Annotated in this window: 28 protein-coding genes and 4 pseudogenes; 18 read left to right on the forward strand and 14 right to left on the reverse strand. The window is 73.5% G+C overall.

What is annotated here, in order from left to right; all coding sequences use genetic code 11:
- The first annotated feature begins 79 nt into the window (after positions 1-79).
- Complete coding sequence (locus tag MRQ36_RS14235; RefSeq protein ID WP_242795886.1) at positions 80-1,162, forward strand: NAD-dependent epimerase/dehydratase family protein; 1,083 nt, start codon at positions 80-82, stop codon at positions 1,160-1,162.
- Positions 1,163-1,175: 13 nt separating this feature from the next.
- Here MRQ36_RS14235 and MRQ36_RS14240 read toward each other — a convergent pair whose 3' ends face one another.
- The 4 genes from MRQ36_RS14240 to MRQ36_RS14255 all read right to left on the reverse strand — a co-directional run bounded on the left by MRQ36_RS14240 (position 1,176) and on the right by MRQ36_RS14255 (position 5,354).
- Positions 1,176-2,363, reverse strand: a complete 1,188-nt coding sequence (locus tag MRQ36_RS14240) for a hypothetical protein (RefSeq protein ID WP_374251128.1) — start codon at positions 2,361-2,363, stop codon at positions 1,176-1,178.
- 217 nt (positions 2,364-2,580) lie between these two features.
- Complete coding sequence (locus MRQ36_RS14245; RefSeq protein WP_242795889.1) at positions 2,581-3,330, reverse strand: ZIP family metal transporter; 750 nt, start codon at positions 3,328-3,330, stop codon at positions 2,581-2,583.
- A 58-nt stretch (positions 3,331-3,388) separates the two neighbouring features.
- Complete coding sequence (gene eis / locus MRQ36_RS14250; protein WP_242795891.1) at positions 3,389-4,585, reverse strand: enhanced intracellular survival protein Eis; 1,197 nt, start codon at positions 4,583-4,585, stop codon at positions 3,389-3,391.
- Between the two features lie 49 nt (positions 4,586-4,634).
- On the reverse strand, positions 4,635-5,354 hold the full coding sequence (locus MRQ36_RS14255) for a PP2C family serine/threonine-protein phosphatase (protein WP_242795893.1): 720 nt from the start codon (positions 5,352-5,354) through the stop codon (positions 4,635-4,637).
- Positions 5,355-5,433: 79 nt separating this feature from the next.
- Between MRQ36_RS14255 and MRQ36_RS14260 the strand changes: the two are divergent.
- Together MRQ36_RS14260 and MRQ36_RS33915 are read left to right on the forward strand one after the other, a co-directional pair.
- A pseudogene (locus tag MRQ36_RS14260) lies at positions 5,434-5,856 on the forward strand (ATP-binding protein); the annotation flags it as partial.
- 139 nt (positions 5,857-5,995) lie between these two features.
- Positions 5,996-6,463 carry a response regulator transcription factor gene (locus tag MRQ36_RS33915; RefSeq protein WP_242795895.1) on the forward strand — a complete coding sequence of 156 codons (468 nt, stop codon included), beginning with the start codon at positions 5,996-5,998 and terminating at the stop codon, positions 6,461-6,463.
- Between the two features lie 245 nt (positions 6,464-6,708).
- On the opposite strand, the gene MRQ36_RS14270 is transcribed toward MRQ36_RS33915, so the two are convergent.
- The 3 genes and pseudogenes from MRQ36_RS14270 to MRQ36_RS14280 all read right to left on the reverse strand — a co-directional run bounded on the left by MRQ36_RS14270 (position 6,709) and on the right by MRQ36_RS14280 (position 7,749).
- A complete protein-coding gene (locus tag MRQ36_RS14270; protein ID WP_242795897.1) occupies positions 6,709-6,903 on the reverse strand; it encodes a DUF397 domain-containing protein in 195 nt (64 codons plus the stop codon).
- Positions 6,891-7,112, reverse strand: a pseudogene (locus tag MRQ36_RS14275) (Scr1 family TA system antitoxin-like transcriptional regulator); the annotation flags it as partial. The pseudogene MRQ36_RS14275 and the gene MRQ36_RS14270, both read right to left, overlap by 13 nt.
- Before the next feature lie 88 nt (positions 7,113-7,200).
- A complete protein-coding gene (locus MRQ36_RS14280; protein WP_242795899.1) occupies positions 7,201-7,749 on the reverse strand; it encodes a helix-turn-helix domain-containing protein in 549 nt (182 codons plus the stop codon).
- Positions 7,750-7,810: 61 nt separating this feature from the next.
- Between MRQ36_RS14280 and MRQ36_RS34435 the strand changes: the two are divergent.
- The 3 genes and pseudogenes from MRQ36_RS34435 to MRQ36_RS33300 all read left to right on the forward strand — a co-directional run.
- Positions 7,811-8,332: pseudogene (locus MRQ36_RS34435) on the forward strand (benzoate/H(+) symporter BenE family transporter); the annotation flags it as partial.
- Between the two features lie 95 nt (positions 8,333-8,427).
- A pseudogene (locus tag MRQ36_RS34440) lies at positions 8,428-8,628 on the forward strand (benzoate/H(+) symporter BenE family transporter); the annotation flags it as partial.
- A gap of 101 nt (positions 8,629-8,729) precedes the next feature.
- Positions 8,730-9,020, forward strand: coding sequence for a benzoate/H(+) symporter BenE family transporter (locus tag MRQ36_RS33300; protein ID WP_308194838.1), 291 nt, complete (start codon positions 8,730-8,732; stop codon positions 9,018-9,020).
- Positions 9,021-9,022: 2 nt separating this feature from the next.
- Here the strand turns inward: MRQ36_RS33300 and MRQ36_RS14290 are convergent, their stop codons facing one another.
- On the reverse strand, positions 9,023-9,295 hold the full coding sequence (locus tag MRQ36_RS14290; RefSeq protein ID WP_242795901.1) for a hypothetical protein: 273 nt from the start codon (positions 9,293-9,295) through the stop codon (positions 9,023-9,025).
- 90 nt (positions 9,296-9,385) lie between these two features.
- Here MRQ36_RS14290 and MRQ36_RS14295 point away from each other — a divergent pair, with 90 nt between their 5' ends.
- On the forward strand, positions 9,386-10,096 hold the full coding sequence (locus MRQ36_RS14295) for a DUF3800 domain-containing protein (protein ID WP_242795903.1): 711 nt from the start codon (positions 9,386-9,388) through the stop codon (positions 10,094-10,096).
- Between the two features lie 127 nt (positions 10,097-10,223).
- Here the strand turns inward: MRQ36_RS14295 and MRQ36_RS14300 are convergent, their stop codons facing one another.
- From MRQ36_RS14300 to MRQ36_RS14315, 4 genes are all read right to left on the reverse strand, one after another.
- Positions 10,224-10,598: a hypothetical protein gene (locus MRQ36_RS14300; RefSeq protein ID WP_242795905.1), complete on the reverse strand. Its 375-nt coding sequence runs from the start codon at positions 10,596-10,598 to the stop codon at positions 10,224-10,226.
- Between the two features lie 29 nt (positions 10,599-10,627).
- Positions 10,628-10,876: a hypothetical protein gene (locus MRQ36_RS14305; RefSeq protein WP_242795907.1), complete on the reverse strand. Its 249-nt coding sequence runs from the start codon at positions 10,874-10,876 to the stop codon at positions 10,628-10,630.
- A gap of 79 nt (positions 10,877-10,955) precedes the next feature.
- Entirely contained in the window at positions 10,956-11,429 is a 474-nt protein-coding gene (mscL, locus tag MRQ36_RS14310) for a large conductance mechanosensitive channel protein MscL (RefSeq protein ID WP_242795909.1), read from the reverse strand.
- Positions 11,430-11,468: 39 nt separating this feature from the next.
- Positions 11,469-12,152 (reverse strand): FadR/GntR family transcriptional regulator, encoded by a 684-nt coding sequence (locus MRQ36_RS14315; RefSeq protein ID WP_242795911.1) that lies wholly within the window; start codon positions 12,150-12,152, stop codon positions 11,469-11,471.
- A 113-nt stretch (positions 12,153-12,265) separates the two neighbouring features.
- Between MRQ36_RS14315 and MRQ36_RS14320 the strand changes: the two genes are divergently transcribed.
- On the forward strand, positions 12,266-13,504 hold the full coding sequence (locus MRQ36_RS14320) for an MFS transporter (RefSeq protein ID WP_242795913.1): 1,239 nt from the start codon (positions 12,266-12,268) through the stop codon (positions 13,502-13,504).
- 11 nt (positions 13,505-13,515) lie between these two features.
- Here the strand turns inward: MRQ36_RS14320 and MRQ36_RS14325 are convergent, their stop codons facing one another.
- The gene (locus tag MRQ36_RS14325) at positions 13,516-13,872 is read right to left on the reverse strand and encodes an STAS domain-containing protein (protein ID WP_088959356.1); all 357 of its coding nucleotides are present in this window, start codon (positions 13,870-13,872) and stop codon (positions 13,516-13,518) included.
- Between the two features lie 161 nt (positions 13,873-14,033).
- On the opposite strand from MRQ36_RS14325, the gene MRQ36_RS14330 reads away from it, so the two are divergent.
- The 10 genes from MRQ36_RS14330 to MRQ36_RS14375 all read left to right on the forward strand — a co-directional run bounded on the left by MRQ36_RS14330 (position 14,034) and on the right by MRQ36_RS14375 (position 23,998).
- Positions 14,034-14,894 (forward strand): STAS domain-containing protein, encoded by an 861-nt coding sequence (locus MRQ36_RS14330; protein WP_242795915.1) that lies wholly within the window; start codon positions 14,034-14,036, stop codon positions 14,892-14,894.
- Complete coding sequence (locus tag MRQ36_RS14335) at positions 14,894-15,304, forward strand: STAS domain-containing protein (protein ID WP_242795917.1); 411 nt, start codon at positions 14,894-14,896, stop codon at positions 15,302-15,304. Before MRQ36_RS14330 ends, MRQ36_RS14335 begins: the two co-directional genes overlap by 1 nt.
- Positions 15,301-15,720, forward strand: a complete 420-nt coding sequence (locus MRQ36_RS14340; RefSeq protein WP_242795919.1) for an ATP-binding protein — start codon at positions 15,301-15,303, stop codon at positions 15,718-15,720. The genes MRQ36_RS14335 and MRQ36_RS14340 overlap by 4 nt, the downstream gene beginning before the upstream one ends.
- Positions 15,717-16,730, forward strand: coding sequence for a SpoIIE family protein phosphatase (locus MRQ36_RS14345; protein WP_242795921.1), 1,014 nt, complete (start codon positions 15,717-15,719; stop codon positions 16,728-16,730). The genes MRQ36_RS14340 and MRQ36_RS14345 overlap by 4 nt, the downstream gene beginning before the upstream one ends.
- On the forward strand, positions 16,727-18,079 hold the full coding sequence (locus tag MRQ36_RS14350) for a sensor histidine kinase (protein WP_242795923.1): 1,353 nt from the start codon (positions 16,727-16,729) through the stop codon (positions 18,077-18,079). Before MRQ36_RS14345 ends, MRQ36_RS14350 begins: the two co-directional genes overlap by 4 nt.
- 2 nt (positions 18,080-18,081) lie before the next feature.
- Positions 18,082-19,620, forward strand: coding sequence for a SpoIIE family protein phosphatase (locus tag MRQ36_RS14355; protein ID WP_242795925.1), 1,539 nt, complete (start codon positions 18,082-18,084; stop codon positions 19,618-19,620).
- A 147-nt stretch (positions 19,621-19,767) separates the two neighbouring features.
- On the forward strand, positions 19,768-20,334 hold the full coding sequence (locus tag MRQ36_RS14360) for a TIGR03086 family metal-binding protein (RefSeq protein ID WP_242795927.1): 567 nt from the start codon (positions 19,768-19,770) through the stop codon (positions 20,332-20,334).
- Positions 20,335-20,474: 140 nt separating this feature from the next.
- On the forward strand, positions 20,475-20,900 hold the full coding sequence (locus MRQ36_RS14365) for a hypothetical protein (RefSeq protein ID WP_242795929.1): 426 nt from the start codon (positions 20,475-20,477) through the stop codon (positions 20,898-20,900).
- A 2-nt stretch (positions 20,901-20,902) separates the two neighbouring features.
- The gene (locus tag MRQ36_RS14370; protein ID WP_242795931.1) at positions 20,903-23,023 is read left to right on the forward strand and encodes a bifunctional polysaccharide deacetylase/glycosyltransferase family 2 protein; all 2,121 of its coding nucleotides are present in this window, start codon (positions 20,903-20,905) and stop codon (positions 23,021-23,023) included.
- A gap of 24 nt (positions 23,024-23,047) precedes the next feature.
- On the forward strand, positions 23,048-23,998 hold the full coding sequence (locus MRQ36_RS14375; protein ID WP_242795933.1) for a threonine/serine dehydratase: 951 nt from the start codon (positions 23,048-23,050) through the stop codon (positions 23,996-23,998).
- Between the two features lie 46 nt (positions 23,999-24,044).
- Here the strand turns inward: MRQ36_RS14375 and MRQ36_RS14380 are convergent, their stop codons facing one another.
- Complete coding sequence (locus tag MRQ36_RS14380; RefSeq protein WP_242801108.1) at positions 24,045-26,123, reverse strand: S9 family peptidase; 2,079 nt, start codon at positions 26,121-26,123, stop codon at positions 24,045-24,047.
- Positions 26,124-26,237 lie beyond the last annotated feature (114 nt).

The following is a 26,237-nucleotide window of genomic DNA, read 5'->3' on the forward strand; positions in this document are numbered from 1 at the left end:
CAGCCCGCCGGATGATCACGCTCCCCGCCCGTGACCGGTAGCGCGATTGGAGTCCGGTTCAGCGGGTACGGCAGCCGGTATGCGGATCGTGATCGTCGGGGCCAGCGGCAACGTGGGGACGGCGCTGCTGCGCCGGCTGCGCCAGGAGAGCGGTGCGGAGCTGGTCGGCGTGGCCCGCCGGCTGCCCGGCCCCGACGCCGGCTCGCCGTACGACGGGGTGGAGTGGCACTCCTGCGACATCGGGGCGCCGGGCGCGGCGGAGAAGCTGTCCGCGATCTTCGCGGGGGCGCGGGCGGTCGTGCACCTGGCCTGGCAGATCCAGCCCAGCCACGAGCAGCGCACACTGCACCGGACCAACGTCGGGGGCAGCCGCGCGGTGACCGAGGCGGTCGTCCGCGCCAAGGTCCCGGCCCTGGTGTACGCCTCGTCGGTCGGCACGTACGCGCCCGGCCCGAAGGACCACCCGGTCAGCGAGCAGTGGCCGGCGACCGGGGTGCCCGGATCGTCGTACAGCCGGGACAAGGCCGAGGTGGAGGCACTGCTCGACACCGTCGAACGGGAGCACCCGGAGCTGCGGGTGGTCCGGCTGCGCCCCGGTCTGATCTTCCAGCGGGACGCCGGCACCGAGATCACCCGCTACTTCCTCGGGCCACTCGCCCCGGTGCGGCTGCTGCGTTACGGGCGGATCCCGCTCGTACCCGCGAACCGTCGGCTGCGGATGCAGGCCGTGCACGCCGACGACGTCGCCGACGCGTACGCGAAAGCGGTCCTGGGTGAGGCGCGCGGGGCCTTCAACGTCGCCGCGGACCCGGTGCTGACTCCGGAGCTGGTGGCCCGGCACTTCCACGGCTGGACCGTGCCGGTGGCCGCCCCGGTGCTGCGGGTCGCGGCGGCGCTGACCTGGCGGGCGCGGCTACAACCGGTCGACGCCGGCTGGGTGGAGCTGGGCCTGAACGCGCCGCTGATGTCCAGCGCACGGGCCGAGACGGAGCTGGGTTGGACGCCGAGGATCGATGCGCTCACCGCGCTGAAGGAGCTCTTCGCCGGCATGGCGCACGGCGAGGGCACCGACGGCCCGCCGATGTCCACCGACGACGACCTGCCCGGCCGTCCCGGCGGCCTCCTCAAGGCCCGCACCCCCGGCGACGGCAACCCCTACTGAGGTACGCCCCCCGTCAGCTCAGGCGGGCGCCGAGGAAGAAGATGCCGGGGTGGCCCTTCGTCTCGAAGCCGTCGCTGGGGTTGCGGCGCAGGGTCGAACTCTCGATGTCCAGGGTGCCGGTGCGGTTGTTGCTGACGAAGAAGATCGCGCCGCCGCCCTCGTTGGCGTGGTTGTCCTCGATGACGGTGCCGGCGACCCGCACGGCGAACTCGTTGCCGTCGCAGTAGATCGCGCCGCCGCTGCCGCCGCCGGGCGTGCCGGAGCGGGCCGGGTTCGCGCCCGTGCCGACCGCCTTGTTCTGCCGGAAGACGCTGTTCAGGATCGTCCACGACACGCCGATGCTGCTGGTCGCCGCCCCGTTGGCGCAGACGCCGCCGGTGAAGGTGCTGTTCACCACGTAGACCGGCTTGTTGTCGTACTGGCTGAGCACGCGGAGCGCACCGCCGCCCAGGTCCTGACCGGTCCGGTCGCAGCGGTTGTCCACGAACCGGGAGTTGACCACCTTGAAGCGTCCACCCCGGACGAAGATCGCGCCGCCCCCGCCGCCCTCGGTGGTGTCCCCGGTGGAGTTGCCGTCCGCGAAGGTCAGGTTCTGCACGGTGAGCTGTGGGTGGTCCTGGTTCTGGCAGTGCGAGGTGGTCCAGCCCTGCGCGCCGTCGCAGGTGTTCAGGTAGAGGATCCGCCGCTGGCCGCCGCCGCTCAGGGTGACCTTGCCGCCGCCGTCCAGCACGATTCGCGGCCCGTTGGCGTTACGGATCTTCGCGGTGGCGGTCATCCGGATGGTCACCGGGGCCGGACCGCAGTCGAAGGTGATGATCCCGCCGGCCGCCACGGCTTTCACCACCGCGGCGGACGTGCAGCTCGCGGCGGTGCCGCTGCCCACCGTACGGGTCGGGTGCGAGGTGTCCACCGCCCGCGCCTCGGCCGGCACCGCCGCGTGCCCGTCCGGGTTGCCGGCCTTCGGCACCGCTGACGGCTTCGCGGACGCGCTCGGCTTCGGCGTGCCGAAACCGGTCCGCGCGGCGGGAGTGCCCGACGGGGTGCCAGCCGGGGCGGCAGTCGGGCCGGCGGAGCCGGCGGGCGCGGTGGTGTCGGCGGCCGGCACGGTCGCCGGGCGACCCGCGTCGGGGCGGGCCGATCCGCAGGCCGGCAGGGCTGCGCTGGCGACACAGAGGACGAGCAGGGGCACCACGGACTTCACACGCACCCGCCGATGCTAGGAGCCCCACCCCGCCCCACACGAATCCCCACCCGATTCTTAACCCACCCCTAACCCCCCACCCCGCCTCACCCCGCCTCACGCTGCGCGCAATTTCAGAGAAAGAGTGGCTTCACAGCGTCGTGAAGGCACTCTTTCCCAGAAACCGCACAAGGCCGGGAGGCGGGCGAGGAGCGCGGTCCGGGAGGCGGGATGTGGATCAGCTGTGGGAGAGGGCGAAGGCGACCAGGAAGCCCAGGACGGTGATCAGGCCGACCAGGAGGTGGGCGTCGTCGAACGCCTCCGGGACCATGGTGTCGGTGATCATGGCGAGGATCGCGCCCGCCGCCAGCGCCGTGATGGTGGCCAGCACCTCCGGCGGGGCCCCGCCCAGCAGCGTGTAGCCGGCCAGTGCGGCCGCGCCGCTGACCACGGCGATCACCGTCCAGAGCAGGAAGACGTACCTCTTGGTGCGGCCGGCCAGGCGCATGCCGGCGGCGCTGGAGAGGCCCTCCGGCACGTTGCTGAGGAACACCGCGATCACGGTGACCAGGCTGACCGGGCCGCCGGTGAGCAGGCTCGCGCCGATCACCACCGACTCGGGGATGCCGTCGAGGAGCGCGCCGACGGCGATCGCGCTGCCGGAGCCGGGTTTCTCCTGTTCGGAGGGTTGCACGTCGGCGGAGCGCTTACGGTGCCGGGCGCCGCGTCGGGCCAGCAGGACGTTCGCCCCGGTGTACGCGAGTGCGCCGACCGCCGCGCCGATCGCGGTGGGCAGCAGGCCGCCCTGTTCGTGCGCCTCGGCGATCAGCTCGAACGAGACGGCGGAGAGCAGCACTCCCGCGCCGAAGGCCATCACCGAAGCGATGATCTTGGGAGGCACCCGGGCGAAGTATCCGACGACCGCCCCGATCAACAGGGCGGAACCGGCCAGCAGTCCCCAGGCACCCGCTTGCAACCATTCCGGCATTTGCAGGACCGTACCCGAGGCCCCCAGCGGGAAACCGGAGTGTGAGAAAGCGAGCGGGTCAGAAGTCGGCGAAGAGGTAGGGCAGTGCGCGGGGGAAGATCCGGCGCAGCTCGACGGCCGCGTCCGCGGACACCTCGCCCAGTCCCCGGATCGCCACCTCCGCCGGGTCGAGCACCCCGTACGCCAGGGCGGAGAGCCCGGCGGCGGTCAGCGTCGCGGTCGGCACGCCGCTCCCGGCGGTGGCCGCGCCGAGCAGTTCCAACTGCCCGGTGGCCCCGTCGAGCAGGTGCGTACCGGCCAGCCAACGGTCGCCGACCAGCTCCACGGTGACCCGCCCGGCCCCGGTCGGCAGGCCGGCCAGCGCGTCCAGGGACAGCAACCGGGCCATCGGGGCCGGCGTACCGGGTCGGGCGATCCGCGCCTCGACGTCCACCGCCAGGTCGGTGAGCCACAGTTCGGGCAGCTCGTCGGCGGGCAGCCGGACCCGGATCCGGGCCACCTGGTCGACGTGCCGGGCGAAGAACTGCAACAACGACGCCCGCGCGTACGGGTCGGCGGCGAGCAGGTCGTCGGCGATCAGCTCGCCCCCGTGGTCGTCGATCCGGTAGGTCACCGCGCCGACCGTGCCGCCGTCCCGGACGACGGTGACCAGCCAGCGGTCGTCCCGGTCCCGCAGTCCGATGGCCCGGAAGTCGGGGAAGACCGCGAACCCGTGCCGCTCGGCCAGGCAGCGTTCGGTGAACGCCCGCCAGGTCGGATAGCCCGCCCCGATCCGTTCCCAGTTCAGCGTGCCGGGCAGTTCGGCGGTGAGCAGCGGGGCCAGGTCGGCCGGGGAGAAGACCGCCGTCCGGGGCTGGGGCAGCCCGACATAGCCGAACCGCTCGTAGAACGACGCCCGGAACGGGTAGAGCGCGGTGAGCGGATGCCCCTCGTCGCGCATCTCGTCGAGGAGCTGGTGCAGCAGCGCCCGGACGTGGCCGCGCCGCCGGGCCAGCGGGTGGGTGGCCACCCCGGCGACACCGGCCATGGGCAGCACCTGACCGCGCAGGTTCTGCCGCATCGGGATCGCCGAGGCGCTGGCCACCGTCGCGCCGCTCTCCTCGACGACCAGCGTCCGGTTGCCCGCGTTGTAGGGCAGGTAGGCGCAGAACTCGTCCACCCGGGACGCGGCCGGCGGCGACGCCTCGAAGGCGTACGCCTGGAGCGGAAAGCTGATGGTGGGTCGTTCCCGGGCGGCCAACCGGCGGATGGGCATCCCTCATCCCAACCCGCCGGGTGGACCCGCGCAACTCGGTCGGCCGGGTTCAGACCTCGGTCACGTCGGAGACGACGACGGTGACGTTGTCCGGCGCGCCGGCCTGGTGGGCGAGCTTCACCAGCTGCTCCCCGCACTGCTGACGGTCGCCGTACGTGCCGAGCGCGGCGGCGATCGCGCTGTCGTCCACATAGTCGGAGAGGCCGTCGCTGCACAGCAGCAGCCGGTCGCCGGGAAAGACGGTGAGCACGCCGACCGCCGGTGGCGCGTCGGCGCCCTGCACGGCCCGGGTCACCAGGGACCGCTGCGGGTGGTGCCGGGCCTGGTCGGGGGAGAGCGCCCCCTGGTCGACCAGCGCCTGCACGAAGGTGTCGTCCCGGGTGAGCTGGGTCAACTCCCCGTCCCGGAGCAGATAGCAGCGGGAGTCACCGACCTGGGCGAGGACCAGGGTGTCGCCGGCGAGCAGGGCGGCGGTCAGCGTCGTACCCATGCCGTCGCGGGCCGGGTCCACCGTGATGGCCGCGCGGATCCGCTGGTTGGCGGTGCTCACCACGGCGCGTAGCGCGTCGGCGGCCTCGTCCGGCACTGTCGGCGGGGTCAGCTCGTCCAGGATGCGGATGACGATCTCGCTCGCCACCTCGCCGGCGGGCAGCCCGCCCATGCCGTCGGCGACGGCCACCAGGCGGTCCCCGGCAAGGGCGGAGTCCTCGTTGTTGGTGCGGACGAGGCCGACATCGTTGCGGATGGCGGAGCGGAGGATCAGCGTCATGGGGTCAAGCTTGCCAAGAACACCCTGCCGCCGTCTCTACGCACTACTGCGTAGGGTGTGAGAAATGATGCCGGTGTCCATGGTCGGGCGGGCCGGCGAGCTGGCCGAGCTCGACCGGGCCTGGTCCACCGTGGCCGCCGGCGGCCGGCCCTCGGCAGCCGTAACGGTGATCACCGGGGCCGCAGGGGTGGGGAAGTCTTCGCTGGTCGGGGCCGCTCTGGAGCGCTTCGACCCGCGTCCCGCCGTGCTGTTGGCCGGGGCTGCGCGGGTGCACGACCCGGCCCCGTACGACTGGTTGGCGGCGGTCCTCAGCGGTCGGGACACCAGCGATCTGGATCTGCCGCCGGACGCGCTGGCGTGGCTCGCCCAGCAACCCACCGCGCCGCGCGAACGTTACGCTCCGGGCACGCTGCTGCGACTCGCCGTGCGTACCGTGCGGTTGCTGGTCGGCGCGGGCCCGGCGGTGCTGGTGGTGGAGGACCTGCACGCCCTCGACCCGGCGAGCCTCAACCTGCTCTGCGAGCTGGCCGTCGCCCCGCAGCTGCCGGCCCTGCTGGTGGTGGCGACCCGGCCGCCGGCGGACGCGCTGGCGCCGGACCTCGCGGTCCGCCCTGGCCCGCCTCTGCGGGGTACGCGGCGCCGTGCGCCAGCATCTCGCGCCGCTCACCCCCGCCGAGGTGGCCGAGGTGCTGACCCAGGTGTACGACGGCAGCCGCCCCGCCGAGCCGGTGGTCACCGCGGTCTGGCGGCGCACCGGCGGCAACCCGTTCGCGTTGACCGAGCTGCTCGCCGCGCACGGCGCCCGGGGCCCGGAAGGGCTGCTGCGCGAGCCGCTGCCGGCGCACCTGCGTCCGGCGGTGCTCGAACCGGCGGTGCTCCGGCCGGCGGCCCCGCCGGACGCCGAGCTGACCGGCCGGGAGGTCGAGGTGCTCGGCTGCCTGGTCGCCGGGATGTCCAACAAGCAGGCGGCGCGGGCGCTCGGCATCTCGGTGCGTACGGTCACCGTGCACGTGTCGAACCTGCTCCGCAAGACCGGCTCGGCGTCCCGTACCGAGGCCGCTCTCTGGGCCGTACGCCACCGGCTGCCGGTGGCCGCGCCGCCCCGCTGAGCGGGCACGGCCTCCCGGGCACCCTCGACCTGTCCGCGCACCCGAACCTGAGCCGCTGGCTTTTTTGGGGCCTGGAGCCGGCGTGCGACCGCCCTCCGGCCGGCTGTCACGGTGACTACAGCTTTGATGGCGTAGATGAATCACCGGTCGACGGGTGCGTTTGTTGTCGTCCCGACGACAACAAACGCACCCGAATGCCGGCGGAGTGCCGCCATGGGTGGGGGCCGGGCGCTGCCGAAAGGTGGCTACGGCCGGCCGGTCACGCGGGCGACGAAGGCCCGCCACGCGGCGGGCGGGAAGGTCAGGGCCGGGCCGGTCGGGTCCTTCGAGTCGCGTACGCCGACGACGCCGGCAAGGTTGTCCGCGACCTCGACGCACGCGCCGCCGTTGGAGCTGCTGCGGGTGCTCTTGCGCCACTGCGCGCCGGTCAGCTCAGCCATGATCGTTCTCTCAGGAAGTCGATGGTCTGGTCGCGCGGCAGCGAGACCGACCTCACGGTATCCCAGACCGCCCAGAGCGGAGCAATGTCATTTGTGATGCGTCCGGCAGCCTGGTCGTCCAGGTAGCCGACCTCATCGCCGTCGGTGGTGCTGGCGATGATGAAGGGCCCGGCCTGCCCCGGATGTAGCCCGGCACGGAGTGGCACGACGCCCGCTTCCTCGGCTGGATCCGTCCGCGCGGCTAGCGGCCCCTGGGCCCGGGCGGCACCCTCGGTCGGTTGGCCGGCGCGTTGACGGTCAGTGGCGGGGGTAGCGCAGCAGCAGGCTGGCGCGGACCTGCTCGTCGCCGACGGCGGCGTAGCTGTGCGGCACGTCGGAGTTCCAGCGCAGGTAGCCGCCGGGGCCGGCGGTCAGCGGGGCGTCGACCGGGCCGGCGCACAGCACGCCGGAGAAGACGGTGACGTGCTCGGTGACGCCGGGCTGGTGCGCGGGGCTCAGCTGCGCCGGGCCGGGGCTGACCCGCATCCGGTACAGCTCGTACGTCGCGTCGGTGTCGGAGAAGACCTCCAGCAGGGTGGCGCCGACCGACACCCCCCGTACGGTCGGCGTCTCGGCGGGCCCGGACAGCACGGCGGTGAGTGGCACGCCGAGCTGCGCGGTGATGGCGTACAGGGTCTCCAGGGTGGGGTTGCGGGTGCCGTTCTCCAGGCCGGAGAGGGTGGCCTTCCCGACGCCGGCCAGCCGGGCCAGCGCGGTCAGCGACAGGCCGCGCTCCTCGCGGAGCGCGCGGATCCGGGGGCCGACCGACCCGAGCGCGGGATCCGGAGGTGTGGAGGGCGTCGCCATGCCGCTATGGTGCTACACATCGCTGTTCCGTAAACGGAACAGCCGGTGACAGGGGGAGCCGATGGCGGGTCGACTGCAACCGGTGCTGGCGGGTGTCGTGACGGCCCTGGTGGGCTTCGCCAGCTCGTTCACCGTGGTCCTCGCCGGCCTGCGTGCGGTCGGCGCCAGCGACGCGCAGGCCGCCTCCGGTCTGCTGGTGCTCTGCGTCGCCGCCGGGCTCTGCGCCGTCTGGCTCGGGCTGCGGCACCGGCTGCCGATGGCCATCGCCTGGTCCACCCCCGGGGCGGCGCTGCTGGTCGCCACCGGTCCGGTGCCCGGCGGCTGGCCGGCCGCCGTCGGCGCGTTCCTCGTCACCGGCCTGCTGATCGTCGCGGCCGGACTGGTCCCGGCGCTCGGCCGGGCGGTCGCCGCGATCCCCGGGCCGCTCGCCAGCGCCATGCTCGCCGGGGTGCTCCTGCCGCTCTGCACCGCGCCGGTCCGGGCCCTGGTCGAGGTGCCCCGGCTCGCCGGGCCGGTGGTGCTCACCTGGCTCGTCCTGCACCGCTTCGCCCGCCGCTGGGCGGTACCCGCCGCCCTCGCCGTGGCGGCGGTGGGCATCGCACTGACCGCACCCGCCCCCGGCCGACTGCACCTGGCCCCGTCGTCGAACTCACCGCGCCGGCCTGGACGGTCTCCGCCGTGGTCGGGCTCGCGTTGCCGCTCTTCCTGGTCACCATGGCCGCGCAGAACGTACCCGGGATGGCCGTGCTCGCCGGCTACGGCTACCGCGCGCCGCTCGGCTCCGCGCTCCGGGTCACCGGGCTCGCCAGCGCGCTCGGCGCGTCGGCCGGCGGGCACGCGGTGAACCTCGCCGCGATCACCGCCGCGCTGGCCGCCGGCCCGGACGCCCACCCCGACCCCGACCGCCGCTGGATCGCCTCGGTCACCGCCGGCATCGGCATGGCCTGCTCGGCCTCGGCGCGGGCGCGGCGACCGCCCTGGTGCTGCTCTCCCCGCCGATCCTGGTCGAGGCGGTGGCCGGCCTGGCGCTGCTCGCCGCCCTGGCCGGCGCGGTCTCGGCCGCCGTCGCCGCGCCGGACACCCGGGAGGCGGCCGTGGTCACCTTCGTGGTCACCGCCTCCGGGGTGAGCCTGCTCGGCGTCGGCGGGGCGTTCTGGGGACTGCTCGCCGGCTGGCTCATGCTGCTGCTCTTCCGCCGCCGGCCGGCCGTCTCCGAAGCGCCGGCCGACCGGCCGGAGACCGCCGAGGATCGGCCGCTGACCGTCCGTTGAGGTCAGGACGCCGGTACGGCCACGCCGATCTCCATGATCCGCAGGCGTACGCCGGTGACGTTCTCCTCGACCATCCGGCGCAGCGCGCGGGCGTTCTCCAGCGAGTCGAGGACGACCAGGGCGTGGCCGAGGCTCGGGTCGTCGTCGTCCGTGCCCCACCAGCCGCGGACGAAGCCGGGACTCTGCCGCGTCACCTCGGCCATGTGCGTGAACTGGGCGACCCGCTCGTCGGTATCGGCCGGCGTGCCGTGCTGCTCCCCGATCACCATCCACATACGAGCCACGCTAGCGGATGCAGCTTCACCTGCGCCGACACGCCTCCGCATGAGGCGCCCGTTGTCTGGATCTGGTCGTACCCTCGCCTGGTGCTCCTCACCTACGTCGACGAGTCGGCCACCGATCGCTTCTACTGGGTCGGGGCGCTGCTGGTTCCGGCCAAGGTGGCGATGCCACTGAGCGAGGCGCTCGACCAGGTGATGGATCACGCGGTAAAGACGTACGGGGTGCCGGCCGACACCGAGCTGCATGGATATGACATCTTCCATGCCCGTTCGGTGTGGAAGGGGGTGCCCCCTCGTGCGCGGATCGCGGTCTACCGCGCGGCCATGGAGGCCATCGGTGCTGAGGACGTCACGATCATCCTTCGAGGCGTACAGCGCCTGGCCCTCGCGGAGCGGTACGGCCCCTCTGCGCGCCCCGCGCACGAGGTGGTCCTGTCGCATCTGCTGGAGCGAGTCGACGGCTATACGGCGAGCCGGGACGAGTATGCGTTGGTCATCGCCGACGAGGTGCACAATCCGGCCGTGCATCGCGCTGACCTGAGCCGATACCGGGTTTCGGGCACCGGTGGCTACCGGTCGAGGAGGCTCACCAGGATCGTCGATACGCTGCACTTCGCTCCGTCGCACGCCAGTCGGCTCGTGCAGGCGGTCGACCTGGTCACGTTCCTGTTCCAGCGGCTCCACCGGTCAGGTGCCGATCCCCGGGCGGTGGCGGCCAACGAGCGGCTGTGGTCTCTGGTCCGGGCGCGCTGCTATCACAGCTGGTGCTGGGATCCGATGGCTACGAAGTCCTGACCCGGATGCACGAGAGGCCCGCGTGCGCGGGCCTCAAGGCGGGTGCGGGAGCCCTGAAGAGCGTCCTGCGTCTGCCAGCCTAACAGGAGTTTGGGTGTGAGACACAAAGAACCGCAGGTGGGACCGGCTATTCCGCGGCGGGCAGGGCGGTGGTGGGGACGTCGAGGTTTACCTGGTGGTCGGTGACGGCGGCGATCTGGTCGGCGAGCACGTAGACCGCGCCGGTCCGGGCCAGATCGGTGGAGACCTTCAGGTAGCCGCTGTGCAGCAGCCGGGCGGCCAGGTCGGCCGGTACGTCCGGCTCCTCGACGGCGGTCGAGGCGATCAGCTCGTCCAGGCTGCTGCCCGGGTCGGCGGTCGGCGGTCCCTGCACGGTCACCGCGGCCGGGTCGCCGCGCTGGACGAGATCCACGGTGCCGACCTCGACGCCGGTCGCGTCGACCACCCGCATGCCGGTGGTGACCCGGGAGATGACGGCCTGCTGCGTGCCCTGCTGCTTCATCCAGGCGCGGTTCCCGGGTCACCCCGGCGCTAAACGGGCGGGGTCCAGCCGCCCGGCGGGCGGGGGGAGAGTTCGCGCCAGCTGTCCGGTCCTTCCAGCAGCGCGCGGACGGTCTCCTCGGCCTCCTCCACGCTGTCGTACTCGTAGAACTGGGAGACCCCCTCGGCGCCGCCGGCCCGCTGCTCCACGTGCCAGCGGTCGGCGTCCGCCCGGAGGAAGACGTCCCGCCGGGCCAGCCGTCCCCATTTCCCGTTCCACCAGTGCTTTCGCTGTTCCATGGCGGGACTCTATCGAACATGTGTACGACACGGGACGGCCCCTGCGGGAATCCCGCAGGGGCCGGTGTGCCGGGGTCGGTCAGCGCGCGTGCGGCGGCTCGTTCCGGCGTCCCAGCACGTCGTCCAGCGCGCCGCGCTGCTGCGCCGGGATCGACTGTCCGCCGGCCAGCAGCGCGTCGCGGATCTCGGTGAGCAGCTTGACCTCCTCGCTCGGCGCCGAGGGCGGCGGCTCCTCGCCGCGCTTGCGCCGCTCGGCGAGCCGGTTCATCGGGTAGACGACCAGGAAGTACAGCGCCGCCGCGGTGAGCGCGAAGGTGATCACCGCGTTGACGAAGGCCACCCAGTCGAACGGGATGCCCCGGAACGACGGCGTCGAGCCGCTGATGCCCTTGGGGTTGCCGGTGATCAGAACGATGATCACCCGGACCAGTGGTTCGAGGAACGACTTGGTGAGCTGGGTGACCACGCCGGTGAACGCGGCACCGATGACGACACCGACCGCCAGGTCGACGACGTTGCCGCGCATGATGAAGTCTTTGAAGCCCTTGAGCATCCGTACTCCTGTGCTGTCCGATTCTCCGTCGGGCACAACCTATGCCCCCGAGGGCGGCTCCAGAAAAGCACCGGCCTCGATCGCCGCGCGGGCCGGATCGCCGGCCCGGATCGCGTCGACGAGTCGACCGTGGTCGACGTACCGCTCGGGGGTGAGGGCGTCGCCCATGGCCTGGGCGACGGTGCCGCGCAGCGCCGTGCCGACGGAGGCGTAGAGCTCGGCGAGCATGCCGTTGTGGGCGGCGGCCACCACCGCCGTGTGCAGCGCCGCGTCGGCCTCCACGAACCCGGCGACCCGGCCGGAGCGCCAGGCGGCCTCCCGGGCGGCGAGCGCCGCGTCGAGCGCCGCCAGGTCGTCGGGGGTACGCCGCAGCGCGGCCAGCCGGGCGGCCTCCACCTCGAAGGCGCGCCGGACCTCGATCACCTCGGCCATCCGGTCGTCGGTGACCCGGCGGGCCACCACCGGCGCCAGCTCGTCGGTCGACACCACGTACGTGCCGGAGCCCTGGCGGCACTCCAGCACCCCGGCGTGCACCAGGGCGCGGACCGCCTCGCGGACGGTGTTCCGCCCCACCCCGAGCGCGGCGACGAGCTGTGGCTCGGTCGGGATGCGCCCGCCGACCGGCCACTCGCCGCCCAGGATGCGCTCGCGGAGCTGGGCGATGGTGTCGCGGACCCGCTGACCGCGGGGTGGCACGGCGACGGAACGGTCGGCGGGTGTCACCGGTTACAACTCCTGCCGAAATTCATCCCATGATTGTAGGTTCGAGGTCATGACCCCGCCACCCACCTGCGCCGAGGCGCCGCCCCGTCGATCCGGCCCCGCCCACCGCCGACGTGACGCCCGGTCCGGCGCCCGCCGCCGCACCGCCGGCCCGGACGTCCACGCCAGCCGCCGGGGGCGCGCTGGTGCTGGTCGGCATGCTGCTGGTCGCGCTCAACCTGCGGGCCGCGGTGACCAGCCTCGGTGCCCTGCTGGACGAGGTGCGCGGCGGTCTCGGCCTCTCCGGCACCATGGCCGGCCTCGTCACCACCCTGCCCACCATCGCCTTCGCCGGCCTCGGCGCGCTCACCCCGTGGCTGGTCCGCCGGTACGCGCCGGCCCGCGTCCTGGTGGTGGCCATGGTCTCGCTCACCGTCGGGCAGGTGCTCCGGGTGGTGACCGACTCGACGCTGGTCTTCGTGCTCACCAGCGCGCTGGCGCTGGCCGGCATCGCGGTCGCCAACATCCTGCTGCCGATGCTGGTCAAGCAGCACTTCCCGCGCCGTACCGGGCTGGTCACCGGGGCGTACACGATGTCGCTGACCATCGGCACCACGGTGGCCGCCGCGTCGGCCGTGCCGATCGCGCACGCCTTCGGCTCCTGGCGCGCCGGGCTGGGCGTCTGGGCCGGGCTGGCCGCGCTGGCCGTACTCCCGTGGGTGCCGCTGGCGCTGCGGGCCCGCGCCGCGCGACGGGCCGCGGGTCCGGCGGTGGCCGTCGCCCCGCGGGTGCGGATCCGCCCGGGGCGGACCCGGCTCGGCTGGGCGATGGCGGTCTACTTCGGGGCGCAGTCGCTCAGCGGGTACGCGATCATGGGCTGGCTGGCCCAGCTCTTCCGGGACGCCGGCTACCGCCCGGAGGCCGCCGGACTGCTGCTCGCCGGGGTGACCGCGCTCGGCGTGCCGGTGGCGCTGACCATGCCGGCGCTGGCCGGCCGGCTGCGCACGCTACGGCCGCTGGTGCTCTCGCTGACCGCCTTCTCCACGGCCGCGTACGTCGGCCTGGCCCTCGCCCCGCACGGCCTGGCGCCGCTCTGGGTGCTGCTGCTGGCCCTCGGTCAGGGCGCGTTCCCGCTGATCCTGACCACCATCGGGCTGCGCGCGCGGACCGCCGAGGGCACGGTGGCGCTCTCCGCCTTCGCGCAGAGCACCGGGTACGTCATCGCCGCGCTCGGCCCGCTGCTGGTCGGCATCCTCTACGAGGCGACCGGCGGCTGGACCGCGCCCATCGGGTTCCTGCTGGCGGCGCTCGCCGTGCAGACCGGTGCGGGCATGGTGATCGCCCGTCCCCGGTACATCGAGGACGAGCGCTGAGGAGCCTGGGGTCAGGAGGAAGCCGGCGTCGGGTCACCCGCGACGGCCTGCTCCACCGTCGGATAGGTGTGCAGCACCTCGACCAGGCCGCTGACCTCGAGGATGCGCAGCACGCCCCGCTGCGGGGCGGCCAACCGGACGACGCCGCCGGCCTCGTCGCAGCTGTTCTTGGCGCGGACGAACACGGACAGCCCGGTGGAGTCGCAGAACGACACGTCCGCCAGGTCGAAGACGAGGCGGCTGCGCCCCTTGTCCAGCAGATCCGTGATCTGGTCCTGCAACTGCGGCGCCGTCGCCATGTCCAGCTCGCCAGCGACCGACACGACGACCACGTCGCCGCGCTGTTCCGTGTGCACCGTCAGGGACATTCGCCGACCTCCTGTATTCGGTGGAACGGTATCCCACGCACGGGGTGCCATGCAGAACGGGAGGCCGTACCGGTGCCCACGATCATTGTTTGCGGTGGCGCAACTAATTGCCAGGGGGCCGGTGATAGAGTCCGGCCGGTTCGAAGTCCAGGGAGGTCACGATGCCGTTGAGCACCGAGGAGAGCGGCCGGCTGGCCGATCTGCTGAACCAGCACGCCGACCGGCTGACCGAGCGCTGGACGGAGATCGTCGCCACCTCGCTGCGCGGCCGGCTCAGCCGGGCGGAACTCGGCCGCCAGGTGCGCGAGCTGCACCGCGCCATGGTCGACGCGGGCGGCAACGGCCTCACCGCCCTCGACTCCGAGCAGGGCGGCGAGCTGCGCGCCGTGCTCTCCGAGCTGTCCCGTGGGCGGGCCCGGCAGGGCTTCACCGCCACCGAGACCGCGATCAGCGTGCTCGCGCTCAAGGACGCGCTGCTGGAGCTGGTCGGGCAGGACGGGTCGGCCACCGGTCTCCGGGACTACATCGCCTGGTCCGCGCTGATCGACCAGATGGGGCTCTTCACCTTCGAGAGCTTCGTGCAGACCCGGGAGAGCCTGATCGCCGACCAGGCCGAGCAACTGCTGGAGCTCTCCACCCCGGTGGTGAAGCTCTGGGAGGGCGTCGTCGCCGTCCCGCTGGTCGGCACGCTCGACTCGGCCCGCGCCCAGGTGGTCATGGAGCGGCTGCTCCAGACGCTGGTCGACACCGGCTCGCCGTACGCGATCATCGACATCACCGGCGTCCCGGCGGTCGACACCCAGGTCGCCCAGCACATCCTCAAGACCGTGGTGGCCGCCCGGCTGATGGGTGCCGACTGCATCATCTCCGGCATCCGCCCGCAGATCGCCCAGACCATCGTCGCCCTCGGCATCGAGTTCGGTGACATCGCCACCAAGGCCAGCCTCGCCGACGCGCTGCGTCACGTGCTGCGGCTGACCGGTGTCGAGACCACCCGCCGCCACCCGCGTCGGGAGTCCTGATGGAGCGGGTGCCGATCCTCAAGATCGGCGACATCCTGCTGGTCTCCATCCAGGTCGACATGTCCGACCAGACGGCCGTGACGCTCCAGGAGGACCTGGCCGAGCGGATCGTCGACACCGGCTGCCACGGCGTGATCATCGACATCACGGCGCTGGACATCGTCGACTCGTTCGTCGGCCGGATGCTCTCCACCATCGCCTCCATCTCCAAGGTGCTGGACGCCGAGACGGTGGTGGTCGGGATGCGTCCCGCCGTCGCCATCACCCTCGTCGAGCTGGGCCTGTCGCTCAACGGCATCCGGACCGCGTTGAACGTCGAACGCGGCATGGAGCTGATCGCGGCGTCCCGGGACGACGAGTGGGACGGGGCGGTGGGCGACGAGGACGCCGAGACGACGGCCGGGTCATGACCGCCGACGTCGTCCTGGGCGTGCCGCAGACCCAGACGATCCGCAGCGACGAGGACGTCGTCCGGGTACGGCAGCTCGTGCGTACCGCCGCGGTCTCGGCCAAGCTGTCGCTGGTCGACCAGACCAAGCTGGTCACCGCGGCGAGCGAGCTGGCCCGGAACACCCTGATCTACGGGGGCGGCGGCAGCGCCGAGGTGATCACCGCCGAGGACGGCCGCCGGCGCGGGGTACGGATCGTCTTCACCGACTCCGGGCCCGGTATCCCCGACCTCGACCTGGCGCTCACCGACGGGTACACCACCGGCGGTGGCCTCGGGCTCGGGCTGAGCGGCGCCCGCCGACTGGTGGACGACTTCGACATCTGGACCGAGCCCGGCAAGGGCACCCGGATCACCATCACCAAGTGGTCCCGATGAGCCACGAGGCCGTGACCGACGCCGGCCTCTGGTTCCGGGTGGAGAACGGCAGCGCGGCCAGCGGCGTACGCCGGGCGGCCGAGCGGCTCGGCGCTCAGCTGGAGCTGGGCGAGCGGAGCGTCGCGGACCTCGCCATCCTCACCGCCGAACTGACCAGCAACCTGGTCAAGCACGCGCAGGAGGGCATGGTGCTGCTCCGCCCGGTGCGGCGGGCGGGCCGGGCCGGGGTGGAGCTGATCGCCGTCGACTCCGGCCCCGGCATGGCCGACCTGACCGTCTCGTCCCGGGACGGGCACTCCACCACCGGCACCCTCGGCATCGGCCTCGGCGCGATCAGCCGGCAGGCGAGCTGGTTCGACAGCTACTCGATGCCCGGTCGTGGCACCGTCTTCGCGGTGCAGGTCTGGTCGGGCCCGCCGCCGGAGCCGTCCTGGGCCGCCGGGCTGACCCGGCCGATCACCGGTGAGCAGGTCAGTGGGGACGGCTACGCCGTCCGGGTCGCCGACGGCCGACGCCAGGTGCTGGTCTGCGACGGGCTCGGGCACGGGCCGCTGGCCGGCGCCGCCACCGACGCGGCGCTCCGGGCGTTCCGGGCCGCGCCGCCCGGGTCACCGGGCATCGTGGTACGACACCTGCACGGCGCCATGTCGCACACTCGGGGCGCCGCGCTGGCCGTGGCCGAACTGGACCTCGAGTCGGGCTTGCTGCGCTACGCCGGGCTGGGCAACATCGCTGCCATGACGGTGGCGGAGGGTGAGCGGCGGCGGGGTCTCGTCTCGCTGCCCGGCATCGCCGGGCACCAGCGCCCCAACGTGCGGGAGTACGACTACCCGTTCCCGGCCGGCACGACGCTGGTCATGCACAGCGACGGGGTGGTCGACCGCTGGGACCTCGCGGACTATCCGGGGTTGACCGGACGGGCCCCCCTGGTGATGGCCGCCACCCTGCTGCGGGACGCCGGGATCCGTCGCGACGACGCCTGCGTCCTGGTCGCCCGGGCGGAGCCGTGACCGGCCCGGCCGTGCTGCTCCAGATGGCGCTCCGGGTCGAGCACGACATCTTCCTGGTCCGGCAGCGCGGTCGGGAGGTCGCCGCGGCGGTCGGGCTGGAACACCAGGACCAGGTGCGGATCGCCACCGCCCTCAGCGAGGTGGCCCGGGACCTGCTCCGCTCGTCGAGCGGCGCGGACGTCACCTTCGCGGTCGCCGAGGGGGCGGCCGGCCGGTTCGTGCTCCAGGTGGACCTGACGCCGGTGCGCCCGTTGGCCGACGGCGGCTACCGGCCGCAGTCCGGCGCGGTGGCACGTCTGGTGGACATGCTCGGCGTGGTGGGGGAGGAGGGAGATACGGTCGTGAGGATGTCCCGACGTGTCCCGGCCAACGCGCAGGCGCTGACCCCGGAGCGGCTCGCCGAGCTCCGCGAGGAGTTGGGCCGGAGCGCTCCCGGCAGCGCCCTGGACGAGCTCACCGCGCAGAACGGTCAGCTCATCGCCGCGCTCGACGAGGTACGCAGCCAGCGCGACGAGCTGGCGGTCCTCAACGAGGAGCTGCAGGAGACCAACCGTGGGGTGATGGCCCTCTACAACCAGCTCACCGAGGAGCTGGAGGAGACCAACCGCGGGGTGGTCGCCCTCTATGCCGAGCTGGACGAGAAGTCCGCCCAGCTCCGGGCGGCCAGCGAGTCGAAGAGCCGGTTCCTGGCCAACGTGAGCCACGAGCTGCGGGCGCCGGTCACCGCGATCATCGGGCTGTCCCGGCTGCTCTCCGACTCCGCCTCCGACCCGCTCACCGCCGAGCAGGCCCGTCAGGTGGGCCTGATCCGTTCCTCGGCGTCCGACCTGCTCGGGCTGGTCAACGAGCTGCTGGACCTGGCCAAGGCCGAGTCCGGCCGGATCGAGCCGAACTGGGCCGAGGTGGACCTGCGGGCGCTCTACGGGCAGCTGCGCGGCACGCTCCGGGCGCTGGCCACCCGACCGAAGGTGGAGCTGGTGGTGGAGGAGCCACCGGCCCCCGCCATGGTCCGTTCCGACGAGGTGCTGCTCGCCCAGGTGCTGCGCAACCTGCTGCACAACGGGCTCAAGTTCACCGAGCAGGGCGAGGTGCGGCTGCGCGCCGAACGGGTCGGTGACCACTGGTCGCTGTCGGTCTCGGACACCGGGGTCGGCATCCCACCGGAGCTGCACGAGCGGGTCTTCGAGGAGTTCTACCAGGTGCCCGGCGCGACCCGGGTGGGCGGCACCGGCCTCGGCCTGCCGTACGCGCGGCGGCTGGTCACGATCCTCGGTGGGACGCTGGAGCTGTCCAGCGAACCCGGTCGGGGCAGCACCTTCACCATCTTCCTCCCCGCGGGCGGAGCGTGACGGTGGAGGGCGGCGGGGCGACCGTGCTCGTGGTGGACGACAGCAGCACCAAGCGCTACCTGCTGGTCAGCTGGCTCACCCGGGCCGGGTTCGTCACCATCGAGGCGGAGAACGGCGCCGGTGCGCTGGCCCGGGTCGAGACGGACGAGATCGACCTGGTGGTGCTCGACGTACGGCTGCCGGACCTGAGCGGTTTCGAGGTCTGCGAGCGGATCAAGGAGCGCCACCCGGCGATCCCGGTGATCCACGTCTCGGCGCACGCGGTCGACGTGGTGGACCGGACCCAGGGGCTGACCCGGGGCGCGGACGCCTACCTGGCCGAGCCGATCGAGCCGGAGGAACTGGTCGCCACCGCGCACGCGGTGCTGCGCTACTACCAGGCCCGACAGCGGGCCGAGCAGCTCGCCGAACGGCTCGCCGCACTCGCCGACGCCACCGTGCAGATGCACGCCGCGCCGAACTTCGTCCGGCTGCTGGAGGCGGCGGCGGTCGGTGCGGCGCAGATATTCAAGAGCCCGGCGGCGGTGGTCGCGGAGACCTTCGACGGTGACTGCCTGGCGGGCGTGACGGCGGGGCCGGACGCCGAACCGTCGGTCATCCCGTGGGTGGTCGACGACTCCGGGGTGCCGATCGGTGCCACCGTCCGGGTGGAGCCGCCGGACGCGTGGGGCCGGATGGAGTGGCCGGCCGACGACACGGTGACCGTGGCCGCGGCGAAGCTGCGGGAGGACCGGGCGCCGCTCTACGTCGTGGTCCCGACCGCCACCCAGACCGTACGGACGCCGGTGCTGGTGCAGTTGGCCCAGGCGGTGGCCTCGGCGGTGGAGGCGCAGCGCTCCTTCGACGAGGAGCACCGGATCGCGGTCACCCTCCAGCGCAGCCTGCTGCCGCGCCGGCTGCCCGAGGTCGCCGGCCTGGACCTCGCGGTCCGGTACGAGCCGGCGAGCGCGCAGACCGAGGTGGGCGGCGACTTCTACGAGCTGGTGATGCTCGACGGGCACCTGCTGGTGGCGATCGGGGACGTGGCCGGTCACTCCCTGCACGCGGCGACGGTGATGGCCGAGCTGCGGCACGCGGTGCGCGCGTACGCGGTGGAGGGACACCAGCCCGGGGTGATCCTGGAGCGGGTCAACGAGTTGATGCGTACCCTGCTGCCGAACGAGCTGGCGACCATCTGCGTGCTGTTGCTGCACCCCGGCAGCGGCCTGATCCGGCTGGCCAGCGCGGGACACCTGCCGGCCCTGGTCAGCGCCGACGGCCGGGTCGAGTACGTCCAGCAGTCCGCCCCGCTGCTGGGCGTACGGGCACCCCGCCCGGCCGACCTGGAGTTCGTGCTGCCGGCCGGGGCGACGCTGGTGCTCTACACCGACGGGCTGATCGAGCGCCGGGACGCGACCATCGACGACGGGCTGGCCGCGCTGGCTGCGGTCGCCTCCCGGGTGGACGACGACCTGGACGCGTTCTGTCAGCGGCTGCTGGTCGAGCTGGCCCCGCCGGAGATCCACGACGACGTCGCCGTGGTCGCCGTCCGCCGCCGCTGACCGTCCTCCCGCCGCCGGCTGATCGAGTGGCGTGAGCGGCAGGGCAGCCTGATCGAGTGGCGTGAGCGGCAGGGCGGCCTCGGGGGCGGCGGTGGCCCGCCGATCAGGGGCACCCGCGCGCCGCGGCACCCGCATAGGCTGGCCCTCATGAGCACGAAGACCAGTGAGCTGCTGGCCACCGCCGCAGCCGGAACGGCGACCGTGGTCCGCAACATCTCCGACGACCAGCTTTCCCGGCCCACTCCGTGCCCCGACTACACCGTCCGCGAGCTCCTCAACCACCTGTACGACGTGGTGGTCAACTTCCAGGCGCTCGCCCGGAAGCAGCCGGTCGACTGGTCGGCGAGGACCGAGCACCTGGCCGACGGCTGGCGGGACGGCTTCGCCGCGGAGACCGTACGCCTGGTGACGGCCTGGTCCGACCCGGCCGCGGTGGAGGGTGACTCGCCCGGCATGGGGCTGCCGCAGGAGACGCTCGGCGCGATGGCGCTCATCGACCTCACCGTGCACGGCTGGGACCTGGCCCGGGCCACCGGCCAACGATTCGAGGTCGAGCCCGACGTGCTGGCCGCGACGCACGGCTTCATGGACCGGATGGGCGACACCGGCCAGCGGAGGGGCGCCTTCGCCGAACCGGTTCCCACCACCGCCGACGCCACCGATCTCGACCGCCTCCTGGGCCGTACCGGACGGGATCCCGCCTGGCGTCCGTGACGCCACCGTATCGACCCGACGGCGGCTGATGTGACGCCGACCCCGCCCCGCACGCTGTCGGGTACGGGGGTCCGCCCGGCGGGCCCCCGTACCGGCTCGTGCCGGCCGGCGGAGCGCGAAACATCGGGAGATCACCAGCCATGCGGAACCAGCCCGGCGGTTCGCCGGTGTTCGTCGACCGGACCGGGCGGCGTCGCCGGGTCACCGTCATCGCCGGTACGGCGATGGGCCTCGGCCTGCTCACCAGCCTCGGACTGATCCTCGCGGGCCTCTTCCTCGACTCCACGGTGCCGCTGCCCGGCTGGTCCGACTCGCGGGTGTCACCGCCGATCGAAGCCGGGGTGGACGCCCCCGTCGCACCCCGCGCGAAGCCGAGCCGGACGCCGGCGCCCCGCACGTCGACCAGCACCGCGGCACCCGTGCCGTCGTCCGCGCCCGCCGCCACCGCCGTCCGCACCGCGAAGCCGACCACCGCGCCGGCTCCCCGGCAGTCCGGCACCGTGCCGGGCCTGGGGGACGAGCGGCGCAGCACCGCCAAGCCCAGCAAGACCCAGGGCAAGCCCTGACGATGGCCCGCCACATCGCCCGCCGCGACCCCCGGGCGCACTGGGTGCTGCTGCTGCTCGGTCTGGTCGCCCTGCTCGCCGCGCTCAGCTTCCACGCCCTGGTCACCAACGTCGGCGGCGGCTCCGGGCCGGCCGACGCGTACGCCTCGCCGGCCTCGTCGCAGGTGACCTCCGGTGGTCCGGTGCTCCGGCTGGACGGGCCGACCCCGGTGAGCCGTCGGGTGCCGACCCGGACGGTCGCGCTGACCTTCGACGACGGGCCCGACCCGCGTTGGACGCCGCAGGTGCTCGACGTGCTGCGCCGGCACCACGCGCATGCCACCTTCTTCGTGGTCGGCGCGCGGGTCGACGAACACCCCGAGCTGGCCCGGCGCATCCTCGCCGAGGGGCACGAGCTGGGCTCGCACACCTTCACCCACGCGGATGTCGCTGCGGTGCCGGCCTGGCGGGCGGCCGCCGAACTGTCCTGGACCCGCAAGGCGATCGCCGGGGCCACCGGGCGGGAGGTGACCCTGTTCCGGCCGCCCTACTCGTCGACCGTCGATGCCCTCACCGCGCCGCAGTACGACGCGCTGCGGGCCGCCGCGGGCAGTGGGCACGTCGCGGTCCTCGCCGACCGGGACACCCGGGACTGGGAGCGGCCCGGCGTGCCGGCGATCGTCCGGGCGGCCACCCCGCAGGGCGGGGCGGGCGCGGTGGTGCTGATGCACGACGGCGGCGGCGACCGGACGCAGACCGTGGCGGCGCTCGACCAGTTGCTGACCCGGCTCACCCGCGACGGCTACCGGTTCACCACCGTCTCGGCGGGCGTCGGGGCACCCGACTCGATGGTGTCGGCCACCGCCGGCGCCCGGCTCAGCGGCATGGTGCTGCGCTGGGCGCAGAGCGGGGCCGACGGGCTGACCGGCCTGATGAACCTCCTGCTCGGCGTCGCGCTGGTGCTCGGCGTCGCCCGGCTGGCGGTGCAGGTGGTCTGCGCCCAGGTGCACGTGCGCCGGGTGCGCCGGCCACGCCGGGCGTGGGTGGTGGACGCCCCGGTCTCGGTGATCGTGCCGGCCTACAACGAGGCGGCGAACATCGCCGCCACCGTGCGGTCGCTGGTGTCCAGCGACTACCCGGCGCTGGAGGTGATCGTGGTGGACGACGGGTCCGGCGACGGCACCGCGGACATCGTGGAGCGGCTGCGGCTGCGCGGCGTACGGGTCATCCGGCAGGCCAACGCCGGCAAGCCGGCGGCGCTGAACACCGGCATCCGGGCCGCCCGGGCCGACCTGCTGGTGCTGGTCGACGGGGACACCGTGTTCCAGCCGGACACCGTGCACCGGCTCGTGCAGGGCTTCGCCGACCCCCGGGTCGGCGCGATCTCCGGCAACACCAAGGTCGCCAACCGGCGGCGGCTGCTCGGCCGCTGGCAGCACCTGGAGTACGTGATCGGCTTCAACCTCGACCGCCGGATGTACGACGTGCTGGAGTGCATGCCGACGATCCCCGGCGCGATCGGGGCGTTCCGCCGGCAGGTGCTGCTCGCCGTCGGCGGGGTCCCCGCCGACACCCTCGCCGAGGACACCGACCTGACCATGAAGGTGCTCCGCGCCGGCTGGCGGGTGGTCTACGAGGAGCGCGCGATCGCCTGGACGGAGGCACCGTCGTCGCTGCGTCAGCTCTGGCGGCAGCGCTACCGCTGGTGCTACGGCACGTTGCAGGCGATGTGGAAGCACCGGCACGCGCTGCGCGAGTCGGGCGCCGGCGGCAAGCTGGGCCGGCGCGGGCTGCCGTACCTGACCGTGTTCCAGATCGTGCTGCCGCTGGCCGCCCCGGCGGTCGACGTCTTCGCCCTGTACGGGTTGATCTTCCTGCCCTGGTCCTCGCTGCTGCTCGCCTGGGCAGGCCTGCTGCTGCTCCAGGGGGTGACCGCCGCGTACGCGCTGCGGCTGGACCGGGAACGCTGGGGTCCGCTCTGGACGCTGCCCTTCCAGCAACTGGTCTACCGGCAGGTGATGTACCTGGTCGTGGTGCAGTCCGTGGTCACCGCGGTGGTCGGCAACCGGCTCCGCTGGCAGCGGATGGCCCGTACCGGCGAGGCCGCCGCCCTGGTCGGCGTACCGGGCGGGACCCACTCCTGACGCCCGAGCGGGCAGGATGGGGTGATGCCGCTCGTTTCGATCGCCGACGTCCGCGCCGCCGCCGACGACATCGCCGGGACGGTGGTGCGTACCCCGTTGCTGCCGACGCTGTGGGACGACGAGCTGTGGTTGAAGCCGGAGAGCCTGCAGCCGGTCGGGTCGTTCAAGCTGCGCGGGGCGACCCACGCGGTGGCCCGGCTGGACGCCGCGGCCCGGTCCCGGGGCGTGGTGACACACTCCTCGGGCAACCACGGCCAGGCGCTGGCGTACGCGGCCCGGGCGCTCGGCGTCCCGTGCGTCGTGGTCGTCCCGGAGGGCGCGCCGCAGGTCAAGGTGGACCGGATCCGCGCGCTCGGTGCGGAGGTACGCCTCGTCCCGCCGGCCCGACGGGCCGTCGAGGCGGAGCGGATCGCGGGCGACACCGGGGCGACGCTGGTGCCGCCCTTCGACGACCCGCGCGTCATCGCCGGGCAGGGCACCGTCGGGCTGGAGATCGTCGCCGACCTGCCCGAGGTGGACGTGGTGCTGGTGCCGGTGGGCGGCGGCGGGCTCGCCTCGGGCGTCGCCACGGCGGTGCGGGCGCTGCGGCCGTCGGCGACGGTGATCGGGGTGGAGCCCGAGCTGGCCGCCGACGCCCGGGACTCGCTGGCCGCCGGTGAGCTGGTGTCGTGGGACATCGAGCAGGCCTACCGGACCAGTGCGGACGGGCTACGGATGCAGCTGTCCGAGCTGACCCTCGCGCACCTGCGGGAACGCCTCGACGGCATCATCACGGTGACCGAGGAGGAGATCCACGCCGCCGCCGGCCGGCTGGTGCGCGACGCCCGCCTGGTGGTCGAGCCGAGCGGGGCGGTGGCGCTGGCCGGCCGGCTCTACCACCGCGCCGAGCTGCCCGCCGGGCGTACCGTCGCCGTGGTGACCGGCGGGAACGTCGAACCGACCCGGCTCGCGTCGCTGCTCGCCCCCCGGCGCTGACGACGGGCCCCTGCTCGACGTGTGGTCGGGCAGGGGCCCTCCGGCATCAGGCGCGGCCGAGGCGGTCGAGGATCCAGGCGTTGACGAACGCCTCCTCGCGCCAGGCGTCGTAGCGTCCGCTGGGCCCGCCGTGGCCGGCGCCCATCTCGGTCTTGAGCAGGTAGTCGCCCTGCGGCGCGACCGCGCGCAGCCGGGCGATCCACTTCGCCGGCTCGTGGTAGAGCACCCGGGTGTCGTTGAGGCTGGTCACCGCCAGGATCGCCGGGTAGTCGACCGCCGCCACGTTCTCGTACGGCGTGTACGACTTCATGTACGCGTAGACCTCGGGGTCGTCGAGCGGGTTGCCCCACTCCTCCCACTCGGTGACGGTCAGCGGCAGCGACGGGTCGAGGATCGAGGTGAGCGCGTCCACGAAGGGCACCTGCGCGACGATGCCGGCGAACGCGTCGGGGGCCAGGTTGGCCACCGCGCCCATCAGCAGGCCACCGGCCGAGGCGCCCCGGGCGACCAGCCGGTCGTCGGCCGTCCAGCCGGCCTTGACCAGGTGCCGGGCGCAGGCCACGAAGTCGGTGAAGGTGTTCTTCTTGGCCAGCAGCTTGCCCTCGTCGTACCAGCGGCGGCCCAGTTCGCCGCCGCCGCGGATGTGCGCCACCGCGAAGATGACCCCCCGGTCGAGCAGCGAGAGCCGGGAGATGGAGAACCACGGGTCCATGCTCGCCTCGTACGACCCGTAGCCGTAGATGACGGCGGGGGCGGAGCCGTCGCGCGGGGTGCCCCGGCGGCAGACCAGCGAGATCGGCACCCGGGTGCCGTCGTCGGCGAGCGCCCAGTCGCGGTGCTGCTCGTAGTCGGCCGGGTCGTACGCCCGACCGTCCGGCCCGGGCAGGACCGGCTTCTGCTTGCGCAGCACCAGCTCCCGGGTGACCAGGTCGTAGTCGTAGACCGAGTCGGGGGTGACCAGCGAGGTGTACTGGAACCGGACCTCGTCGGTGCGGTACTCCGGGTTGGCGTCGAGCGCGACGCTGTAGATCGGCTCGGGGAACTCGATGTCGTACGCGTCCCCGCCGCCGACCGGCAGCACCCGCAGCCCGGTCAGGCCGTTGCTGCGCAGCGAGACGACCAGGTGGTTGGAGAAGGCGTCGACGGACTCCAGCCGGGTGCCCGGGGTGTGCGCGATCAGCGGCGTCCAGTCGCCCGGCGCGTCCGCCGAGGTGTACGCCAGCGCGAAGTCCTCGGCCCCGTCGTTGTGCAGGATCAAGAACCGGTGGCCGTGGTGCTCGACGGAGTACTCGACGCCCTGCCGGCGCGGGGCGACGACGGCCGGCTCGCCGGTGGGGTTGCCCGCCGGGATGACCCGTACCTCGCTGGTGACCTTGCTGTGGATCTCGATGAGCACGAAGCGCTCGGAGCGGGTCAGCTCGACGCCCACCCAGAACCGCTCGTCGTCCTCCTGGTGGACCACCACGTCCTCGCCCGACGGGGTGCCGATGCGGTGCCGCCAGACCCGGTCGGGCCGCCAGGCGTCGTCGACCGTGACGTAGAACAGCGTGGAGGCGTCGGTGGACCAGGCGGTGCCGTAGAAGGTGTCCGGCACCTCGTCGGCGAGGACCTCGCCGGTGGCCAGGTCCTTGACCCGCAGGGTGAACCGCTCGTCGCCGGCGAAGTCCGTCGAGTAGGCCAGCCAGCGCCCGTCGGGGCTGACGTCGCACGCCCCGAGGGCGAAGAAGTCGTGCCCCTCGGCGAGCTGGTTGCCGTCGAGCAGCACCTGCTCACCCTCCAGCGGGGTGCCGTCGGCGCTGATCGGCGGCGCGGTCTCGCCGTCGCGGACGGCCCGGCGGCAGTGCACGCCGTACTGCTGGCCCTCGACCGTGCGGGTGTAGTACCAGTACCCGCCCTTGCGGGTGGGGACCGACAGGTCGCTCTCCTGGGTGCGCCGGCGGGTCTCCTCGAACAGCTCCGCGCGCAGCCCCGCCAGGTGTGCGGTGCGCGCCTCGGTGTAGGCGTTCTCCGCGGTGAGGTGGGCGATCGTCTCCGGGTCGTCCTTGGCGGCCAGCCAGGCGTACTCGTCGAGGACGGTGTCGCCGTGGTGGCTGCGCTCGGTCGGGACGCGCTTGGCGACGGGCACGTTCGACGGCTCCGGGTCGTGGTGCGGCGTCAGCCGCGCCGAGCCGGAGTTGTCGTTGGTCTCGGTGGTCACGGCGTCACGTTACCGGCCGATCGCTGCTCGTCGCGGCGGGCG

This window comes from Micromonospora sp. R77, from assembly GCF_022747945.1.
Taxonomy (GTDB): domain Bacteria; phylum Actinomycetota; class Actinomycetes; order Mycobacteriales; family Micromonosporaceae; genus Micromonospora.

Bases quoted from the DNA above. Each gene is read 5' to 3' on its own strand.
- MRQ36_RS14235 (WP_242795886.1), top strand. From the start codon at position 80: ATGCGGATCGTGATCGTCGGGGCCAGCGGCAACGTGGGGACGGCGCTG.
- MRQ36_RS14245 (WP_242795889.1), bottom strand. From the start codon at position 3,330: ATGCCGGAATGGTTGCAAGCGGGTGCCTGGGGACTGCTGGCCGGTTCC.
- eis (WP_242795891.1), bottom strand. From the start codon at position 4,585: ATGCCCATCCGCCGGTTGGCCGCCCGGGAACGACCCACCATCAGCTTT.
- MRQ36_RS14255 (WP_242795893.1), bottom strand. From the start codon at position 5,354: ATGACGCTGATCCTCCGCTCCGCCATCCGCAACGATGTCGGCCTCGTC.
- MRQ36_RS14270 (WP_242795897.1), bottom strand. From the start codon at position 6,903: ATGGCTGAGCTGACCGGCGCGCAGTGGCGCAAGAGCACCCGCAGCAGC.
- MRQ36_RS14280 (WP_242795899.1), bottom strand. From the start codon at position 7,749: ATGGCGACGCCCTCCACACCTCCGGATCCCGCGCTCGGGTCGGTCGGC.
- MRQ36_RS14290 (WP_242795901.1), bottom strand. From the start codon at position 9,295: ATGTGGATGGTGATCGGGGAGCAGCACGGCACGCCGGCCGATACCGAC.
- MRQ36_RS14300 (WP_242795905.1), bottom strand. From the start codon at position 10,598: ATGAAGCAGCAGGGCACGCAGCAGGCCGTCATCTCCCGGGTCACCACC.
- MRQ36_RS14305 (WP_242795907.1), bottom strand. From the start codon at position 10,876: ATGGAACAGCGAAAGCACTGGTGGAACGGGAAATGGGGACGGCTGGCC.
- mscL (WP_242795909.1), bottom strand. From the start codon at position 11,429: ATGCTCAAGGGCTTCAAAGACTTCATCATGCGCGGCAACGTCGTCGAC.
- MRQ36_RS14325 (WP_088959356.1), bottom strand. From the start codon at position 13,872: ATGTCCCTGACGGTGCACACGGAACAGCGCGGCGACGTGGTCGTCGTG.
- MRQ36_RS14330 (WP_242795915.1), top strand. From the start codon at position 14,034: ATGCCGTTGAGCACCGAGGAGAGCGGCCGGCTGGCCGATCTGCTGAAC.
- MRQ36_RS14335 (WP_242795917.1), top strand. From the start codon at position 14,894: ATGGAGCGGGTGCCGATCCTCAAGATCGGCGACATCCTGCTGGTCTCC.
- MRQ36_RS14340 (WP_242795919.1), top strand. From the start codon at position 15,301: ATGACCGCCGACGTCGTCCTGGGCGTGCCGCAGACCCAGACGATCCGC.
- MRQ36_RS14345 (WP_242795921.1), top strand. From the start codon at position 15,717: ATGAGCCACGAGGCCGTGACCGACGCCGGCCTCTGGTTCCGGGTGGAG.
- MRQ36_RS14360 (WP_242795927.1), top strand. From the start codon at position 19,768: ATGAGCACGAAGACCAGTGAGCTGCTGGCCACCGCCGCAGCCGGAACG.
- MRQ36_RS14365 (WP_242795929.1), top strand. From the start codon at position 20,475: ATGCGGAACCAGCCCGGCGGTTCGCCGGTGTTCGTCGACCGGACCGGG.
- MRQ36_RS14370 (WP_242795931.1), top strand. From the start codon at position 20,903: ATGGCCCGCCACATCGCCCGCCGCGACCCCCGGGCGCACTGGGTGCTG.
- MRQ36_RS14375 (WP_242795933.1), top strand. From the start codon at position 23,048: ATGCCGCTCGTTTCGATCGCCGACGTCCGCGCCGCCGCCGACGACATC.